Annotated in this window: 15 protein-coding genes and 1 tRNA gene; 9 read left to right on the top strand and 7 right to left on the bottom strand. The window is 28.4% G+C overall.

Annotated elements, in window-relative coordinates; genetic code table 11:
- Window positions 1–2: 2 nt before the first annotated feature.
- Window positions 3–641, top strand: coding sequence for a rhomboid family intramembrane serine protease (locus tag ACTF56_RS03340; protein ID WP_438965496.1), 639 nt, complete (start codon window positions 3–5; stop codon window positions 639–641).
- 176 nt (window positions 642–817) lie between these two features.
- Window positions 818–1510 (top strand): SIMPL domain-containing protein, encoded by a 693-nt coding sequence (locus ACTF56_RS03335; protein ID WP_438965495.1) that lies wholly within the window; start codon window positions 818–820, stop codon window positions 1508–1510.
- 56 nt (window positions 1511–1566) lie between these two features.
- Here ACTF56_RS03335 and ACTF56_RS03330 read toward each other — a convergent pair.
- The 6 genes from ACTF56_RS03330 to ACTF56_RS03305 all read right to left on the bottom strand — a co-directional run bounded on the left by ACTF56_RS03330 (window position 1567) and on the right by ACTF56_RS03305 (window position 7338).
- Window positions 1567–1647, bottom strand: a tRNA-Tyr gene (locus ACTF56_RS03330).
- 173 nt (window positions 1648–1820) lie between these two features.
- Window positions 1821–2945 (bottom strand): redoxin domain-containing protein, encoded by a 1125-nt coding sequence (locus tag ACTF56_RS03325; protein ID WP_438965494.1) that lies wholly within the window; start codon window positions 2943–2945, stop codon window positions 1821–1823.
- Between the two features lie 101 nt (window positions 2946–3046).
- Window positions 3047–4456, bottom strand: a complete 1410-nt coding sequence (locus ACTF56_RS03320) for an MBL fold metallo-hydrolase (protein ID WP_438965493.1) — start codon at window positions 4454–4456, stop codon at window positions 3047–3049.
- 155 nt (window positions 4457–4611) lie between these two features.
- Complete coding sequence (locus ACTF56_RS03315) at window positions 4612–5400, bottom strand: sulfite exporter TauE/SafE family protein (protein ID WP_438965607.1); 789 nt, start codon at window positions 5398–5400, stop codon at window positions 4612–4614.
- Entirely contained in the window at window positions 5400–6032 is a 633-nt protein-coding gene (locus ACTF56_RS03310; RefSeq protein WP_438965492.1) for a Crp/Fnr family transcriptional regulator, read from the bottom strand. Before ACTF56_RS03310 ends, ACTF56_RS03315 begins: the two co-directional genes overlap by 1 nt.
- A gap of 55 nt (window positions 6033–6087) precedes the next feature.
- The gene (locus ACTF56_RS03305; RefSeq protein ID WP_438965491.1) at window positions 6088–7338 is read right to left on the bottom strand and encodes an FAD-dependent oxidoreductase; all 1251 of its coding nucleotides are present in this window, start codon (window positions 7336–7338) and stop codon (window positions 6088–6090) included.
- Window positions 7339–7565: 227 nt separating this feature from the next.
- Between ACTF56_RS03305 and ACTF56_RS03300 the strand changes: the two genes are divergently transcribed.
- Together ACTF56_RS03300 and ACTF56_RS03295 are read left to right on the top strand one after the other, a co-directional pair.
- The gene (locus ACTF56_RS03300) at window positions 7566–8081 is read left to right on the top strand and encodes a hypothetical protein (protein ID WP_438965490.1); all 516 of its coding nucleotides are present in this window, start codon (window positions 7566–7568) and stop codon (window positions 8079–8081) included.
- Complete coding sequence (locus ACTF56_RS03295; RefSeq protein ID WP_438965489.1) at window positions 8082–8465, top strand: YchJ family protein; 384 nt, start codon at window positions 8082–8084, stop codon at window positions 8463–8465.
- A 66-nt stretch (window positions 8466–8531) separates the two neighbouring features.
- Here the strand turns inward: ACTF56_RS03295 and ACTF56_RS03290 are convergent, their stop codons facing one another.
- Window positions 8532–9428: an SIMPL domain-containing protein gene (locus ACTF56_RS03290; RefSeq protein WP_438965488.1), complete on the bottom strand. Its 897-nt coding sequence runs from the start codon at window positions 9426–9428 to the stop codon at window positions 8532–8534.
- Between the two features lie 163 nt (window positions 9429–9591).
- Between ACTF56_RS03290 and ACTF56_RS03285 the strand changes: the two genes are divergently transcribed.
- The 5 genes from ACTF56_RS03285 to ACTF56_RS03265 all read left to right on the top strand — a co-directional run bounded on the left by ACTF56_RS03285 (window position 9592) and on the right by ACTF56_RS03265 (window position 18929).
- Complete coding sequence (locus ACTF56_RS03285; protein ID WP_438965487.1) at window positions 9592–10506, top strand: hypothetical protein; 915 nt, start codon at window positions 9592–9594, stop codon at window positions 10504–10506.
- A gap of 1 nt (window position 10507) precedes the next feature.
- Window positions 10508–11050: a hypothetical protein gene (locus ACTF56_RS03280; protein ID WP_438965486.1), complete on the top strand. Its 543-nt coding sequence runs from the start codon at window positions 10508–10510 to the stop codon at window positions 11048–11050.
- A gap of 210 nt (window positions 11051–11260) precedes the next feature.
- Window positions 11261–12160, top strand: a complete 900-nt coding sequence (locus tag ACTF56_RS03275; RefSeq protein ID WP_438965485.1) for a hypothetical protein — start codon at window positions 11261–11263, stop codon at window positions 12158–12160.
- A gap of 85 nt (window positions 12161–12245) precedes the next feature.
- Window positions 12246–15680, top strand: a complete 3435-nt coding sequence (locus tag ACTF56_RS03270) for a caspase family protein (RefSeq protein WP_438965484.1) — start codon at window positions 12246–12248, stop codon at window positions 15678–15680.
- Window positions 15681–15740: 60 nt separating this feature from the next.
- Entirely contained in the window at window positions 15741–18929 is a 3189-nt protein-coding gene (locus tag ACTF56_RS03265; RefSeq protein ID WP_438965483.1) for a CHAT domain-containing tetratricopeptide repeat protein, read from the top strand.
- The last annotated feature ends 2 nt before the right edge of the window (window positions 18930–18931 follow it).

Genomic DNA, 18931 nt, shown 5'->3' with positions numbered 1-18931 from the left:
AAATGAATAGTATAATAATTGCAATTATTGCTATTAACGTCATAGTCAGTTTTAAAGGCTTTGGTGATTCCTCTTTTTTTAGAAAATACGAATTTCATATAGGAAGTGTAAGAGCTGGAGAACAAATTCGAATGCTTACTTCAGGTTTTCTTCATGTTGATATACCACATTTGGCTTTCAATATGTTTACTTTTTATATTTTTGCACCCATAATTGCCAATAATTTCAATGATTTAATGTTTCTATACATTTATTTTGGAAGTCTAATTAGTGGTAGTTTACTAACTTATTATTTTCATAAAGACGAATATTATTATCGTGCCGTTGGTGCTTCAGGTGCTGTTACAGGTATTATTTATAGTGCAATTTTGTTGTATCCTGATATGGAATTATTGTTGTTTTTTGCCATTCCAATTCCGGGATATATTTTTGGCATTGGTTATCTTTTATATTCCATTTATGGTATGAAAGCAAAATCGGATAATATTGGACATACAGCCCATTTTGGTGGAGCTATTGGTGGCTATCTCATTACTTTAGCCATAAAAAGAGAACTCATTTTTGAAAACACTCAAATGGTAGTACTTTTAGCAATTCCAATTCTAATTTTATTCTATCTTCACAAAAATAATAAGCTTTAGTAACCCAACTTTAGGCATTTTTACATTTCCTATTCCTGCTGTCCATTATATCTTTTGTGGTTTATTGAAAACAACAAAAGGATGCCATTTCCATCAGGGTTATTAGATAAGGGTTCTTACCAATTAATTTTGGCATACGTTTTGAACTTAATATAATATCACAAAAAAATATACATATGAAAAAAGTAATCTTATTATTATTTATGGTCTCAACTTCAATATTTGCTCAAGACATCAAACAAGTTCCTCAAATCAATGTTACTGGTGAAGGAAAAATAAAAGTAATTCCTGACGAAGCTATAATTACAGTTTCAATCGAAAGCACAAATAAAGAAGCCAAGGTTGCTAAATCCGAAAATGATGTTATTGTAGATCAAGTTTTAAAGCTTCTTAAGAAACAAAACATAGCTGCTACAGATTATCAAACGCAACGAACGAGTTTGTACCAAAACTACGATTATAATACCAAAAAGAAAGATTATGTTGCCCATCAAACGCTTGTTATTCATTTAAAAGATTTGTCAAAATACGATGCTTTTATGATGGATTTAGTAGAAACAGGTATAAATGGAATTCAAGGAGTTGAATTTAAATCTTCAAAAATCAAAGAACTTGAAAAGCAAGCACGTAAAGAAGCAATTTTAGATGCTAAAAACAAAGCAGAACATTATGTTTCTGTATTAAATGATCAAAAAATAGGCAAAGCATTACTAATTACAGATAATTCACAAACCTATTATCCGCAGCCACAATTTAAAGGAATGATGAAAACCATGGCAATGGAAAGCGATTCAGTGGTTAGAGAAACACTAGCCATTGGTGAAATTGAGATTATTTCAACAGTTTCAGTAACTTTTACATTAGATTAATTATTTAGAAAAAAAACAATTCATAAAAAAAAACCACTCAATTGAGTGGTTTTTTGTGGGGAGAGCAGGATTCGAACCTGCGAAGTTTTCACAGCAGATTTACAGTCTGCCCTCGTTGGCCGCTTGAGTATCTCCCCAATCCCAAGCATTATTGCTTTAACGGCTGCAAATATAGGATACTTTTTTTAGTAAACAAATAAATATTCAAACAACTTTAAACTTATTTTTTAACCTTTTGAAAATGAAATAAATAAAAAATTCCCATTGCTTATGAAAACAATGAGAATTTGTATTTTAAGTTTAAAAAGTGTTATTCAACACCTAAAAGTTCTTTTACTTTAGCTTTCAACTCTTCACCTCTTAAATTTTTTGCCACAATAGCACCATCTTTATTTAATATGAATGTAGCAGGTATAGATTGGACTTTATATTGAACAGCAATTGGATCTTTCCAACCTTTTAAGTTAGATACATGATTCCATATTAAACCATCTTTTGCAATTGCATCTTTCCAAGCTTGTGCTCCATTTGGATTATCAAGTGATACACCAATAATATTTAATCCTTTTTCATGTAATTCTTTATACATAGCCACAACGTTTGGATTTTCAACTCTACATGGTCCGCACCATGAAGCCCAAAAATCGATTATTGTAACTTTTCCTAAAGATTCTTTAAGAGATATTTCTTTACCTTCAGGATTTTTTCCAGAAAAATCAGGAGCAATACTTCCAATTTCGGTAGAGTTAAGATTTTCAAAAAGCAGTTTTAATTCTTTACCTGATTTAGTTTCCAAAAATTTCTTATCTATTTTGTTATACAATTCTGTTAACTCATTTGGTGTTAGTAATGAGTTTTTGAATAGATTTTCTAAAAATAGAACAGAAACAAAGGCATTAGGTTTTTCATTTATAAAATTTACGGGCATGTTTTTCAAGTCCGTATCTAGTTTTTTCAATTCATTTAGTAAGTTTTTTATTGAGATTGAATCGTTGTTCTTTTGAGCAATATCCATTTTCTCTTTGTTGTCATTTTTAAATTTATCGATTAAATCGTATTTTGTTTTTATTTCATCATTAAATTTTTGAAAGATATCATTTTCAGTTGTTCCACCAATTTTAGAGTTTTTTAAAGTATCTACATCCATGGTTACATTTATTATTCCATTCTCTAAAATGACAGCCATCATTTTGTAAGGCTCTTCAAGTCTTAGAATAGCTAATTCTAGTCCATTAATTAATTTGCCTTCAAAATGAAACTTGTTATTTTCAATTACCGCAGTATCTATTCTTACGGGATTATTTTTATCTAAAGTCTCAATGTAAATTTTTTCTCCATTTTTGACTCCTTTAATGATTCCGTTTATTTCGTAACCTTCTTTTTTACATGATATTACTAACAATGTGGTTAGTAGTACTAATACAATTTTTTTCATTATTTTATATTTTTTGCAAATGTATTAAAATTAAGACTATTCGTTATAAACTTTAAGTTTTCTTTTAATAAAAAAATCAGGTTTTAACCTGATTTTTTTATTTACTTTAAAGTTGAAGGACAAACATAATCTGTTAATGGAACTTCGGTGCTCCTAATACCTGACATTCCTTTTTCAACATTGATCATATTATGATAGCCACGTGCTTTTAAAATGGAAGACCAAATTACTGAACGATACCCACCAGCACAATGTACATAAAAAGGTTCTTCTTTAGGAACTTCTGATAAGTAATCGTTGATGTAATCTAAAGGAATATTTTTTGCGTTTTCAACATGCTCAGCACTAAATTCTGATGGTTTTCTAGCATCAATAACGATACTTTCTATAAATTTAGAAGCAAATTCTTCTGGAGAAACCGAATGCAACGAATCTGTTTCAAAACCAGCTTCTTTCCAAGCTTTTAAACCACCATTTAAATACCCTAGAGTTTTGTCAAATCCAACTCTTGATAATCTTGTAATAGTTTCTTCTTCTTTACCTTCAGGTGTGATTAATAAAATTGGTTGTTTTACGTCTTTAATTAAAGCTCCAACCCAAGGGGCAAACCCACCATGAAGACCTATAAATATAGAATTTGGAATATGCTCTTCAACATAATCATTCTCGTGACGCACATCTAATAGTAAAGCTTCAGATTGATTAGCAACTGCTTCAAATTCTTTAGGACTTAAAGGCTTATCTGCTTTAGTAATGATAGAATCTAAACTTTCGTAACCATTGATGTTCATCATAACATTTTGAGGGAAATAGGCAGGTGGAGGTGTTAATCCGTCCAATAATTCAGCTTTAAATTCTTCAATTGTCATATCTGCACGCAAGGCATAATTTGTTTTCTTTTGATTGCCTAATGTATCCGTAGTTTCTTTACTCATATTTTTACCACAAGCACTTCCTGCACCGTGATTTGGATAAACAATTAAATCATCACTTAAAGGCATAATTTTATTGCGTAAAGAATCAAATAAATATCCTGCTAATTTATCCTGTGTTAAATCTTCAACTAATTCCTGAGCTAAATCTGGACGACCAACATCGCCAATAAATAAAGTATCACCAGTAATAATTCCATGAGCTTTTCCATTCTCATCAGAAACTAAATAACAGGTGCTTTCTAAAGTATGACCGGGCGTATGAAGTACTTTTATGGTATAATTACCTACTTTAAATTCTTGATTATCTTCAGCTGTAGTACATTCGTAGCCACATTTTGCAGTTGGTCCAAAAATAATTTCTGCACCCGTTTTTTTTGCTAAATCAATATGTCCTGAAACAAAATCTGCATGAAAATGTGTTTCAAAAATGTATTTTATCTTAGCATTGTCTTTTATTGCTCTGTCCATATAGGGTTGAACTTCTCTTAAAGGATCAAAAATGGCAGCTTCACCATTGTTTTCAATGTAATAGGCTGCATGTGCAATGCATCCTGTATAAATTTGTTCTATTTTCATATGTAAATATTTATTGTTTTTTAAAGATCATATGGTATCGCTTTATTTTTCAATAGTGTTTGTTTGCAACAAACTTGATATTAAAGGCAATTTCATAATCTATTTTATTATAATGTAAAATTAGTTCTTTTTGAGTAATATATAAGTAACATTGGTTACATAAAGTAGAATTCTTTAAGTAAAATAAAACAAGCCATTGCTAACACAAAGTAACCAAAACCTTTTTTTAATTGCGATTCATTTATGAATTTATTAAGGTAAATTCCGATAAAAATACCAATAATTGAAAGACCTGTAAATTTCATCAAAAATAACCAATCAATTTTTAAATTTTGCACATCACCTATAAAACCTATCAATGAATTCATTGTTATGATAAATAAGGAAGTACCAACTGCTTTTTTCATGGGTAGCTTTGCAAATAAAACTAAAGAGGGTATTATCAAAAAGCCACCACCAGCGCCAACTAAACCAATAATAATTCCAATTATAAAATTTTGATTGATTAAGTTAATTATACTACTTTTCTTTTCCTCAATAGTAATTTCTTTTTTCTTTTTTAACATTGAAAATGCTGCAAATAGCATAATTAATGCAAAAAATGCCATTAAAAATTTAGCTTTTGTAAGCAAAACCAAATCATTTTCAAAAATAATATTTGGAAGCATCGGTACAATATTATTTCTGGTTAAATAAACTGCTGTAAACGATGGGATTGCAAATAAAAATCCGGTTTTAACATCAACTAAACCTTTGAAATAATTTTGTGTAGCACCAAATGCCGAAGTTGTTCCGACAATGAATAAAGAATATGCTGCTGCTGTTACTGGATTTATGGTTAATACATACACTAAAATAGGGACAGTCAATATAGAACCACCACCACCAGTTAAACCTAGTATGAGTCCAATTAATAAAGCACCTATATAACCTAATATTTCAATCAAAACTCTAAAATTTCAATGTTATTTCTGTTCAGTTTTATTTTACCTTTCAATTCTAAAGCCTTTAACAATCTTGATATAACTACTCTTGAAGTATGCATTTCATAAGCAATTTCTTGATGTGTGTTATGAATTTCGGTTTTTCCAATCACTTTGGCTTTATCGGTCAAATATTTGTATAAACGCTCATCTAAATTCATAAAAGCCAAAGTATCAATAGCTTCAAGCATTTCCTTTAAACGAACATTATAACTATCAAAGACGAAGTTTCTCCAAGTCTTGTATTTGGTCAACCAATCTTCCATTTTTTCGACAGGAATCATTATTAACGCACCGTTTGTTTCTGCTACAGCTCTTATTTTACTTTTGGCATTTCCTAAGCAACAAGTTAAAGTCATGGCACAAGTATCTCCACGTTCCAGAAAATAAAGCAATAATTCATCGCCTTTATCATCTTCTCGAAGTATTTTAATTGCTCCAGTTAGTAGTAAAGGCATTGATTTGATGTAATCTCCGATTTCGATTAAATAATCATCTGCTTTGAATTCTCTGTAAGTACCAATTTTATCGATTTCCTCTAATAATTCTTCTTCAAAAATATAATTATAGGATTGGAATAGTTCTTCTCTCATTTGATGTTTATTTCTGTAAAGGTAAAAAAAATGCTTCTTAGATTTGTTACAATTGTTACATTTTTCCCTTCATCATTTTATTCCAATACAAGTAAGGCAATCCATATTTTTTAAGAATCCACATGCTCCAATTTTCTTTTGTAGTATCTACAAATTTTGATAAAAACGGGTCAGAATCTCTCACATTATCGTATTTGAATTCTGCTAATACCATTTTCCCATAACCTGTTACAAGTGGGCAAGACGAATAGCCTTCATAAGTTGCATGCCCTAATTTATTATCTTTAATCATTGATAATAAATTATCTACAACTACTGGTGCTTGTTTTCTAATTGCAGCTCCAGTTTTTGCTGTTGGTAATGCAGCAACATCTCCTAAACCAAATACGTTTTTATATTTTAAATGCTGTAATGATAAAATGTCAACATCCAACCATTTTTGTGCATTTACCAATGTAGAATTTCTAATAAAATCGGGTGCCATTTGTGGAGGAGCTAAATGAAGTATATCGTAAGGCATTACTATTTCTGATTCACCGTGAAATTCTTCATTTAAAACGTTTCCTTCATTGATAACACATTGATTTTCTTCTGGAGCTACACTTTTAAAATAAACCAATTTCTTTTCTCCATCGATTTTGACAGGCGCATAATGTGGTTTAAAATGAATTCCGTATTTAAAAATAACTTGCATTAATGTTTTAGCAAATTCTTTAACTCCAAAAATTACAGACCCTGGAGTAGCAAAAACAACTTCGGTGTTTTTAACTTTATTTTTTCTGAAATAATCTGCAGCTAAATAGGCAATTTTTTGTGGCGCACCACCACATTTTATTGGAGTTGTGGGTTGAGTAAATACTGCATTTCCACCTTTAAAGTTTTTGATTAATTCCCAAGTATAATTTGGATCAGTATAATTACTACAAACACCATTTTTGTCTAGATTTTCTCTTAAACCTTCAATACCATCTAAATCATAAACTAAACCAGGTGCTAAAACTAAATATTGATAAGAAATTACACCGCCATTTTCAGTAGTTAGACTATTATTATCAGGATTTAACGCAACAACTTTATCTTTTATCCAAGTCACTCCTTTTGGAATTACAGAGGATGTTGGTCGAATTGTTTTGTTGTAATTGAAAGCTCCACCACCAACCAATGTCCAAGCCGGTTGATATACATGTTTTTCGGAAGGATCTATAATTGCTATTTCTAAATTTTTATCTTTGCGAAGCAATTGGGCAGCAGTCATTATTCCACCAGTTCCTGCACCAACAATTACAATTTGATAGTTGTTTTTCATGATATTTGGTTATTAGTTTAATATTGTAAAAGTAACTAATGCAAATAATTAGAATGTAACTTTTGTTACATATGAAGTAATTTGGTTAATTATTTAACAAATTAAAAGCTGTTTTTTTTTACTATTGATATTTTATTAAGTCAATAAATAAGAATTTTAATATTTTGGATAAAAAGTATCATAAATACAATTTTCATAAACACACTTTCTGTATTTTTAGTGAAGTTATGGATAAAGACATTGAAAGTTTGCAAGCCAATTACAAAAGTAAATCGGGCAGCAGTTATTATTTTACTGAGGAAGGTTTATACCGAGTTTCCAATCATTGGGGAAGAGCGGCTAATTGTCGTTGGAAGTTGGAAACAAGTTCAATTATAATATCAAATATTGGTTTAGTTGATAAGAATCTGAAACAAGTTCAGATTAAAATAGGTTATGCCCAATGGACCGACTTTTATCCAAATAATGACCACGAAAATTTATTTTATATTGCAGTTGATTTTCAAGCAAAAAAAGTTGATTTTCATCATAAATTAAATCCTTTTTTTGATGGAAAATCTATTTGTAGAAATGCTTCTGAAACGGCAAAACGTATTAAAATTTGTAAAGAAGTTTTGCTTCATGAAGAATGGTCAAAACATTTGAATTTTAATTCTTTAGAAGATTTAAGAACAGAAATTATTAACGCACTAATTTATACCAATAATTCATTTGTTGCTATAAAAAGAAACTATTTTTATTAAATGAAAAATTGTTATTGCCATTCAGGAAAGTCTTTTGAAAGTTGTTGTGAAGTCTTTCTAAAAAAACAGTCCTTTCCGGTAGTTCCAGAACAATTGATGCGTTCAAGGTATTCCGCTTACGTGTTACAAAATGCGGATTATTTAATGGCAACAACGCATGTTTCTCAACGAAAATATTACTCTAAATCTGAAATTTTAAAATGGTCGAAAAGTAATACTTGGTTAAAATTAGAGGTTTTAAATGCTCTTGAAAATCGAGTTGAATTTAAAGCTTATTATTTAGATGAAAAGCTAGAAGCCAAGGTACATCATGAACAATCAACTTTTAAAAAAGAAGATCATTTATGGTATTATGTTGATGGCATTTTCTTTGATTCATTGTAAAAGGTTTCAGATTGCTATTCTTAAAATTATGAAACAACCTGAAACCCAAAAAACTTGAATCAATTTTTAAATAGAAGTGTCAATTTTATAAGAAACCGTTAAAGTTAATGTGTATTGAATCCCAACTTCTGTTTGATTGGCATTTATAACCTTATCAAAACCTGCAGTTGATACTCCATCATAATAAAAACTCTTGTTTTTTCTAGCTATTTTTTTCATGTAATTAGAATTTCTAGTGTTGTTATAGGTTTGAATTTCGGAACTTTCAAAAGCTTGATAGGTTTTGTATTGATTTTTTGGATAATACACTTCAAAGTTTTCTGAGGCATCTGGTGTTCCAATGGTTTTCTTTTTAAATGATTTTAAATAACGTTCTTTTTTTATTTCAACCATTTTTAGCGCTTCGTCAAATAAATTGGTGTGAATTTCATCTGAATTTTCATTAAAATATTCGACTTTAATGACATCATGAATTTCAAATTCTGAAGCCATAGTGATGATTTTTTCTAAATGAGCAATGTTTTTTGTAGTTATAATGATGTTTTTTTTGATTTCAAATCCTTTTTCGTATTGATTTGCAGAGGTTCCTTCAATAGTAAAATCATAGACTTTAGTTTGTGAAATAAAATCGACATAACTTTCCTCTTTATTGATGCCTAAAGATTTTATTTTTGACAAAAAACCGTCAATTCGTGTGTTGATTTTAGCATTGCAGAGTTTCACAGTTGTATCTTCTTCATTCAAACCTAAAGTCATTACAAATCCATCGGCTTTTGAATTCATTAAAATAGATATGCTTACCGAAAGCACATTATTATTCACAGTAATTGTCTTGTTGCTTGAATGATTGTAATTGGTATGATTGTTTCCGTAAACTTGGTTGCCACTAATTTGAGCATGAGTTTGATAAACAGTTGTTAGTAGAAGCACTAAGTGTAAAAATTTAATGTGTGAAGTTTTCATTTTTTTTAGTTTTATAATTAATAATGATGCAATAGTACAACTGACCTCAAAATTTAGTTTAGTAAAAGAACTTTCAAACAACTGTAAAGTTTTTTCAGTACTTTTACAGTAGATTTACAGTAATGTAAGCCAATCCATTAATACATTTGATTTCAAATCATAAATGAATCCAACAGACTTATTTCAAAATCTTAAAAAAGAGGTGCTTTTAGTTTATAAGGAGCGTTATCCTTATTTTACTGGTACATGGAAAAGTTTTAGTGCTCAAGATATTCAAAATTTAATTGAATTAATTGAAAACACAGTCAAGCAATCGGTTAGTGAAAAATGGATTTATACGCATTTAAAACCAGAAACCAACCACAAATTACCCAGAAAAGATATGTTGGATATTTTGTCGCAATTGGTTGGTTTTTCGGGTTGGGATGAATATGTTTTTAAACACAAAAAAGAAATTGTTCTACCCATCAATAAATCAAAAAATAAGAAGAATAAAACATTATTATGGAGTGTTTCACTAGTTGGAATTTTATTGATTAGTTCGGTGATTATATATCTGGAATTTTATAAAAATTCAAATTCTCACAGCATTGAAGTCAAAGATTCTTTTTCAAATAGTAAGATTAATAACGATGATTTTAAAGCTGTAATTATTAAAGATAGTACCGAAATTCCAGTTGAAATTATAGATTCAAAATTACAAATCAATACAAAAGACAGTACAAAAGTAGTGATAAAAAGTCCATTTTATGAAGATCAAGTGATTGTAGTTCGAAATGAAAAAAGGCATCAAGATATTGTTTTGAAACCCGATGATTTTGCCATGATGTTAAAAGCATTTATGAAATCAGACATCAAAGATTGGCAAACAAGAAAAAAGCAATTGAATAAAATTTTGGCAGACGATTTAGAAGTTATTGTAATGCTAAAAAACGATTTGGGAGCTGAATATTTTAATAAGCAAGAGTTTTCAGAAAAATTAATAATTCCGAGTCAATCCTTACAAAAAATGAAAATTATTGATATTCAGAATAACCATAAACAACAAATTAATTTTATAAGAATTATACAACAATAAAATGCGAATTAAATTTATTACTTTATTTTTTTTGTTTTTCACTTTTGCCTTGTTGGGCCAAAATGCTACTACAACCGTTTCAGTTAAAAAGACTATTAAAACGAGTTTTAGCATGCAATCGGTTAAAGCTTACCAGGAAAGTGCTGTTTTTAAAATTAAGGATTACTACAATTATTTGGAAATTTACTCCAATTCAAAAACATCTGATTCATTAAAATTACAAACTAAAAAAGCCATTCATAATTTATTTGAAAATAAAAATATAGAAGTTATTGATGTTACCACTTTTGAAAAATACTGCATTCAGATTGATAAACTCTTAGAAAAAGTTGCTGATAAAAATTTCAAGTTCAAAATGACTCATATAGAACATTCTATTGCAGCACAAGATTTTTGGACCACTAAGTACTATTTACAAGTCATTGAAGGTGAAGAAATATGTAATTTAGAAGTTTTTAGTAAAGTGATTTTCAAACCTGTTCAAAAGGTATTTGGTTCAAAAACAAAAGAAGTTTGGACGCTTTTTTTAGGAGAAATGGAGTAGTATTTTATAAAACAATTCTTTTATAATATATTGTTTTATAAGATGTTTCCATTTTTTTTAGTGAATTAAATTTTTCATGTAAATTGATTTTTTATATTTGTATAGGTTTCATAATTCTTAAATTTAAATCCGCATCTAAATCAACTTTCTAGACATTAATAATTGTAAAAGTTGATTTTAACAAAACACTAAAAACAAAATTTTAACCATATGAAAAAAGTAATTCTAGCAGCAGCACTTATACTAATGTATTCTTGTTCAACACACAAAAAATCAAATATCAAAGCTGATGAAGAGTTTATTGTTGAATTAAAAAAGCCAGCAACAAGAGGAGGAGCAATTGATATTGCTTTGCAAGGGATATTTTTAGGTGCCAATTACTTTGCAGAAAAGACTTCAAAATCTTTATCAAATTCCTACAACAAATCAATTTCTATCAACGATTACTACAATACAGATTCTGGTGAAATTGAAAAAACATACCATCAAATTCATATCAAAAAATACTCAAAACCGTCTGATGCAGAAAAAAAAGGAGAACTAAGTTCCACCATGAAAACGGAATATCAAGCACTTCCTAAAACAAGAGGAGCAAGTGCAAGTTTAATGTTGACTGATGTTATTAGAGAAGAAAAAAATGATTTATTAAACTTTCATGCAGTAATTGAGTTGGTAAGTGATCCTGAAAATCCAAGTGTAACTCGTTTAAGTTTTAATGAACTTCGCATTTTGTTTTCAAAAACAAGAGTTTACACCGATGAAAATTTGAATGCGAAAGTTTCAGTAGCTATAGAAGGTCAATGGAGAAGCACTGACGGTTCACCCATGAAAAAAATGTTGATTGAACAAGCTTATGAATTTAAAAACTTAAAATATGGGTATGACAACCAAATTAAAGAACCTATACTATCGCCATGGTATTATGACATTCCAATTACAACAGCCATAGATAACAATGGAAAATATGGTGTTTTAAATGTCACAGTTCAAGTGGAAGAATTTGAAGGCGGTAAAAGCAAATACATTAATAAATTGCCTTCTATTTTAAAAGATAATAAAAGTAAAATTGTAAACGATGGTGCTTCTGTAATTGAAAAAGTGATTCATTAAATTTGTGATTATGAGGTTTGGCCAAAAATTCATTTGTATACTATTTTTTTTAATTCCTTTTTCTTTTTTGGGACAAAAGCTTCAATTGCAAAAAAATCTTGAATCTGTTTCTAAAGTACTTCAAAGTCCTAAAGGAACTTACCTTTTAGCAAGTGAATTATCAACCTTTACCTTAATTGACCAAAAATCAAAAATTCAAGTGGCTTCAATGGAAGTTGATTTTAGTAACAATGGCTCTATTGGTCAAGGTAGTTTTCTATTTTATGATGACTCTAGATTTATTGTTAATACAGCAAGAGAGTTACTTTTAGTTGATTTATTAAATAAAAAAGTTGATACTTTAGAAACTAAGATTGAATTTCCTGAAATCATTGAAAGTTTTATTGTTTTACCAAACAATCCTAATAAAATTTTAATTACTTCTAAAGTTTTTCCAATGGATAAAAATGGAGTAATTCAGCTAGTAAATGAAAAAAAAGGACAAGTTTTTTATGAAGACATAAAGAATTGTAAAATACGAATATATGATTTAATTGAAAAAGAAGTAACAGATAGTTTAGATTTTCCATTTTCTGTAACAACCTTGGTAACAAACGAATCCAATGAAGTTTTAGCAGGTACTTTTGACGGAAATATCATAAAAATTAAGGAAGACTTGCGCTACGAAGTTCTTTTTAAAGCATTTGATAGACCTGTTTTTTCAATAGTAAACAAGAAAAATATATTTCTGGTAATTCCACATCGTGGCAAAAATTTAATTTTTGATTCAGGTGAAGGAGATTTATATTTTTTTGATAAATCATATAATTTCACAAAAAAAATTACACTTCCTGTTCATAAAGAAAAATTACTTAAAGAGGATAATAATAAAGTAGGTAATATTGAAGGTTCACCTAACAATCATGTTTTAAATGTTTTAAATCCTGAGAAAGATATTTTTGTTTTTTTAAATTATGGTTTTAATGGTTTGTCAAAAGTCAACTTGCTAAACGCAACCTTTTCTGATTTATCAGTTTCCGAAAGGTCAGCATCTTTTTATGCGCTTAACTTTGACAATTCTCAAATTATTGTTTCGGTATCTAATAATAGAAGTCCCTTTGGAAATTCTGGAAAATTATATTTATACGATTTACAATCTGAAAAATTTATTGATGTATTTAGAACCATTAATTCTCAAACTAAATATGGAAGAATTAATAAAGTGTTTTATAATTCTAATTACTATTACATTGCTAAAAAATTAAATGAGGATGAATTTACTGTTTATAGTAGTAATTCTAAAGAGCCTTTTACACTCAACGGAACAAATATTTTATATAACTACAAAGACAATAGTTTGTTTTTAAAAGATTATAACCGTCTGGTTTATGGTACTTTACAATTAAGTAATTTGTCAAAGAGCAATTATAATTTTACATTTAAAAGAAATACTTGGAATACCGAAGAAAATAAAGATTCGTTACACCTTGAAATTTTTAAACCTATTATTGATATAAAAAATTTAGACTCAATAGGTTTGCCATACAATATAAAATTATGTCAAAAAGTAGGTGATGATAGTTATTTTATTGCTGGAAACCAATACGTTAAAGATAAAACAGCTTATTCTTACCTAGTAATTAATTCCAAAGGGAAAATACTGTTTGAACTCCAAAACTATTTAAATTACGAATCAAATGAAGGTGTAAAAATTTCAACTTCAGGTAATTATTTTGCAATAAATGGCGAGAAAAATTCGACTTCAATTCTTGAGGTTTGGGATTGGAAAAATAATAAAGTAGTTTTTTTAAAAAAATATAAGAACAACAATTTATCTCATTATACTTTTGATCAAACAACTGATACTTTTTGGTTTAGTGAGTTTGATGAAAATATGTATGTAGATATTTTTAGTTTAGATTTAGAAACTTTAAATAATCAACCCAAAAAAGAATTTTCAAAATATAATTTAATAGATAATTTTTTACCAGATCGAACAAATGATATAATTGCATTCGGAAATTTTGGACCATTATATTTAATTCAATTATCCAATAAATCCATCTTGTGGTCTTCAATTGATGCTTTTAAATCATCTTATTCATTAAATATTCAATCTTTACCAAACGGTTTTGGTTTTAATTCAGAACAAAGTTTTATATCAGTAGATAAAAATTTTAAATCGATATATTTTACTACTTATGAAGGTAATAAATCTTTAGAAAGTAATGAAGAATTGTTTTATAAAGCGGATAAAGGAGCTATTAATAATTTTGGTTTTGTTATTAATGGAAAAGGATATTTGCCTTCTGATTATGACCAATATTTTAACAGACCTGATATTGTCATAAAAGAATCGGGTTCCACCAATGAAACGTATCAAAAACTTATTGAAAAAGCTGTTTTAAAACGAACCAAAAGCCTAAATAAAAGTAGTTTAAATGATATTTTTAAAAATGCTCCTTTACTAGAGATTACTAATAATAATGAAATTAGAGCCTTTACAACTAATAATTTTCAGACCTTTGATGTAGTTTTTACACCCTTTGAAAATAGATTTATAAAATCTTATTCCTTTTCTGTAAATGGAGTTCAAGTGATTCATAATGAATTTCTTAATAATGAAAATAAGGTATCTCAAAATATTGAATTATCACAAGGAAAAAACTTAATTCAAATGAATTGTATCGATAATGAAGGATACATTTCAAATACAGAAACATATACCATTTATGCTGATTATGAGGAAAGTAACCCAAAAGTTTATCTTATAATTATTGCAGCTGATACATACAACAATCCAGATTTTAATTTAAAATATTCCGTTAAAGATGCTAATGATTTAGTAACCAATCTAAAAAAGAGATATGGCAATGATTTAATTGTTAGTACTTTGATTAATAAAAATGCAGATGATGTAATAATTAATCAATTGAAAAATAGTGTTAAAAATGCAAATGTAAATGATAAAATTATAGTTTTTGTTTCTGGTCATGGCGTTTTAGACGCTGATTATAATTTTAGATTTGCCACGCCAAATATGGACTTTTCAAAACCAAATGAGTTTGGAATAACAAATAATACCTTGGAAAGTATTTTACTGGCAAGTCCAGCAAGAAATAAACTTTTAATGATTGACGCATGTCATAGTGGTGAACTAGATAAAGAAGAGTATTCAAATGCCATTTCAAGTGATGCTGTTGTGGTTTCTTACAGTGGTTCAAAAGGTTCTGTTGGAACTTCAACAAAAACAACTACTGAAAATAGTTTTGAACTCATGCGTCAATTGTTTAATGATGTGTCAGAAAAAAGTGGTATTAAAGTGATTTCGGCAGCAGCTGGAAATAGTTATGCACTAGAATCTGAAAAATGGAAAAATGGAGTTTTTACCTATTCACTATTAAATATTTTAGAAAAAAATAAATCTATTTCTATCAGTAAATTAAACGATGAAGTTTCAAAAAGTGTTATAAAATTGACTAATTCTAAACAAAAACCAACCAATAGAGGAAACACAGTTGAATTTGATTTTTCATTGTAAATGATACAATTTTTGTAAGGAATTTTATTGATTTAAGTTTTTAATTTAAACAGTTATATCATGATAAAAAAAATTAGTATTATTATCTTTTTTTGGAGTTTCATTTCTTTAGCTCAAAATACTACTCAAGAAAAATTTGTTAAAGTTTTTAATGCTGGTGTTCAAAGTTTAGAAAATCAAGATAGTGATGATGCCATTAAAAATTTAGAAACCGCTTATACCTATAGTATTGATTTATATGGAAAATCGTCTTTAGAAATGGCTCAAGTGTGTTACTATTTGGCAGCCGCTTACACCGAAATAAATCCGCAAAAAGCATTAGAAAATATACTCAAAGCGCAAGTCGTTTTTAAAAAAGAATATGGTGAGGAAAGTCAAGAAAATACTATGTTACTTAGTATGTTAGGAAGTGTTTATCTCGACTTAAAAGACTTTCAAAAAGCAAAAGAAACCTACATTAAATCTCAATCATTAGCTAAAGATATTTATGGTGAAAACAGTATTAATTACGGCGTTTCATGTACTAATACAGCTGCAGCTTTTCTTAAAGTTGCTGATTTTAATACAGCTTTAGAATATGTAAATGAAGGTTTAAACATCTTAAAAAAGCAAAGTGAATTTCCAAAAGTTTATTATGATAATTTAAGATACAATAATTTACCTTTTATTTATGAAGGATTAGGTCGTTATGATGAAGCGTTAACCATTTATGAAGAATCCTTAAATTATATTAAAAAACAGTATGGAAGTAATACGGTTAATTATGCTCACATTTTGCAAAGTATTGGAATGGTTCAACTAAAAATTGGACTTTTACAAAAGGCTGAAAAATCATTTTTAAATTCTATTGAAATACTTTCTTCTGCTACTGATGATTCATATAATGCTTCTATAGCTAATGCTTACATGGGCTTAGCGGTTTTTTATACTCAAAATTATAAATATGAATTAGCCATTTATTATTCCAATTTAGCCATCGAAATTAATGAATCTTTAGAGGCTAATGCTAAGGAATATGATGTTACTTATTACGATATTTTGAGTAATTTGTATTTTGAAATGGGAAATACTTCTTTCGCAAAGAAATTATTAGAAAAAGCCAAAAATAAAAGTAAAGAAGTGTATGGTGAAAACTCTTTAGAATACGCAGTAAAACTAGCCAATTATGCTCAATTAGAATGGTATTTTGATGAAGAATCAGCTAAAAAACTAGTTAATCAAGCTGTTGAAATTGCTGAAAAAATAGATATAAATAGTCCGCAATATCAAGAATGTTTGGTTCAATTAATTCCTATTCTTGTGAGAGACAATAAAATTGACGATGCCATAACAATTGCTCAAAAAAACATTCTTAAAACTGATAAATCTTCAAGGGTTTATTTGGAAAACAAGATACTTTTAGGTGATCTTTATCTATTGGTTAAAAAATATCAAGATGCAGAAATATTATTTAACGAAACTGCTAATGGTATTGCAAAAATATATGGAAAAAACTCACCCAATTATGCCAATGTTTTAGTACAATATATGGAAGCCTTGTTTTATCAAGAAAAATATGCAAATCTGACACCATTGATTCAGGAATGTAACCCCATTTTAGTTAATCAAGTAAAAGATTTTTTCAAATTTGCTTCAGAAAAACCCAAATATACTTATTTACGAACTCTCGAAGATAAATTTAATTTCTTTCAAAATGTGGGTTATATATTGAAAAATGACGAAAAGTTAGCATTGATAAATTATGAAAATCAACTTTTGCTTAAAGGACTGTTATTAAACACTTCAAAAGATTTAATTACAAAATTATCTGAATTAAATGACTTAGAGATTAATAACCTCATAAATACTTTTCTTCAAAAAAAGAATGAATTTGTTAAAAATAATACCCTTCAGAAAATCGATGAAAAAGGGTTAAATATGGAAATTATTAATTTAGAAAATGAATTAACCGACTTGTATAATACTCATTTTAAAACAGATTATAATAATCAATTCAAAAAGTCGTTTCAAGATGTTCAAAACAAACTAGAAACAAACGAAATAGCCATTGAATTTTCTAAAATAGATGTATCGAAATATGACGATGAAAACCCTGATTATATTTATGTGGCCTATTTAATTAGTAAACAATCTAAATTTCCAAAGTTAGTTGTGTTGGCTAATGAGAAAGAATTAAAAATGATAATTAAAGGATCTGAATTAAATCCGAATCAAACTTTTAAAACTAGAGGATCATCTGCTAAAAGAATAGGAGCAAAAGTGGGAGCAAAGGAGTTGTATAAATTGATTTGGAAACCTTTTGAGCCTTACATCAATCTTCAAAACACGGTTTATTTTGCTTTAGATGGAATTTTACACCAAATACCTATGGCTTTGTTAACTAATGAAGCTAATGAAATGCTACTTGAAAAACATCCATTAGTACAACTAAATAGCACTTTTGATCTTACCAAAAAATCAAATGAACCTAAATTAAGCAACGCTCTATTTGTTGGTGGAATTCAATACGATTATTACGATAAAAAGGCTTCAAAAATTGAAAATAAAAGTACATTAGAAATATCTAAATTAAGTAAGCAAGCTGAAGTAAAAAAATGGGATTATTTACCTGCAACTTTAGCGGAAATTAATGCCATTGAAGCCTTGTTTCAAGAGCACAACACCACTTATCAATTGCTTACAGATTCTCTGGCTACTGAAGATAAAATAAAAGCTTTAGATAAAAAAAGTCCGTCAGTAATTCACATTGCTACTCATGGATTTTTCTTTGAAAATAACACAAAAAGTAAAGCCAGTTCTTTAAATAATGATAATGTATTTCAGTTGGCTGATGATCCTTTATTGCGTTCGGGATTACTCTTTTCAGGAGCAAATTATGCTTGGTTAAACGGAAGCAATCCCTATGAAAAGGAAGATGGTATATTAACAGCTCTTGAAATTTCAAATTTAGATTTACACGGTACAGATTTAGTAGTTTTATCGGCTTGTGAAACAGGTTTAGGCTATGTAGAAGGCAATGAAGGCGTTTATGGATTGCAACGTGCTTTTAAAAAAGCAGGTGTATCAAAAATGATTATGAGTCTGTGGGAAGTGCCTGATAAAGAAACAGCAGAGTTTATGGAATTGCTTTATTCCAACTGGTTTAAAGGAATTACACTGAAAGAAGCTTTTAGCAAAACACAATTAGAAATGAGTAAAAAATACAGAGATGAACCTTTAAAATGGGCTGCCTTCTTTTTATTGGAATAAAA

It is taken from the genome of Flavobacterium sp. (assembly GCF_965657075.1).
GTDB lineage: Bacteria > Bacteroidota > Bacteroidia > Flavobacteriales > Flavobacteriaceae > Flavobacterium.
Note: the sequence above shows the minus strand (reverse complement) of the source record. Positions and strands in the feature narration are given on the sequence as shown.

What these genes read in the sequence shown, in the direction of transcription:
- ACTF56_RS03300 (WP_438965490.1), top strand. Translation starts at nt 7,566, where the DNA reads ATGGATAAAGACATTGAAAGTTTGCAAGCCAATTACAAAAGTAAATCG.
- ACTF56_RS03280 (WP_438965486.1), top strand. Translation starts at nt 10,508, where the DNA reads ATGCGAATTAAATTTATTACTTTATTTTTTTTGTTTTTCACTTTTGCC.
- ACTF56_RS03340 (WP_438965496.1), top strand. Translation starts at nt 3, where the DNA reads ATGAATAGTATAATAATTGCAATTATTGCTATTAACGTCATAGTCAGT.
- ACTF56_RS03320 (WP_438965493.1), bottom strand. Translation starts at nt 4,456, where the DNA reads ATGAAAATAGAACAAATTTATACAGGATGCATTGCACATGCAGCCTAT.
- ACTF56_RS03335 (WP_438965495.1), top strand. Translation starts at nt 818, where the DNA reads ATGAAAAAAGTAATCTTATTATTATTTATGGTCTCAACTTCAATATTT.
- ACTF56_RS03285 (WP_438965487.1), top strand. Translation starts at nt 9,592, where the DNA reads ATGAATCCAACAGACTTATTTCAAAATCTTAAAAAAGAGGTGCTTTTA.
- ACTF56_RS03275 (WP_438965485.1), top strand. Translation starts at nt 11,261, where the DNA reads ATGAAAAAAGTAATTCTAGCAGCAGCACTTATACTAATGTATTCTTGT.
- ACTF56_RS03290 (WP_438965488.1), bottom strand. Translation starts at nt 9,428, where the DNA reads ATGAAAACTTCACACATTAAATTTTTACACTTAGTGCTTCTACTAACA.
- ACTF56_RS03305 (WP_438965491.1), bottom strand. Translation starts at nt 7,338, where the DNA reads ATGAAAAACAACTATCAAATTGTAATTGTTGGTGCAGGAACTGGTGGA.
- ACTF56_RS03310 (WP_438965492.1), bottom strand. Translation starts at nt 6,032, where the DNA reads ATGAGAGAAGAACTATTCCAATCCTATAATTATATTTTTGAAGAAGAA.
- ACTF56_RS03325 (WP_438965494.1), bottom strand. Translation starts at nt 2,945, where the DNA reads ATGAAAAAAATTGTATTAGTACTACTAACCACATTGTTAGTAATATCA.
- ACTF56_RS03295 (WP_438965489.1), top strand. Translation starts at nt 8,082, where the DNA reads ATGAAAAATTGTTATTGCCATTCAGGAAAGTCTTTTGAAAGTTGTTGT.
- ACTF56_RS03265 (WP_438965483.1), top strand. Translation starts at nt 15,741, where the DNA reads ATGATAAAAAAAATTAGTATTATTATCTTTTTTTGGAGTTTCATTTCT.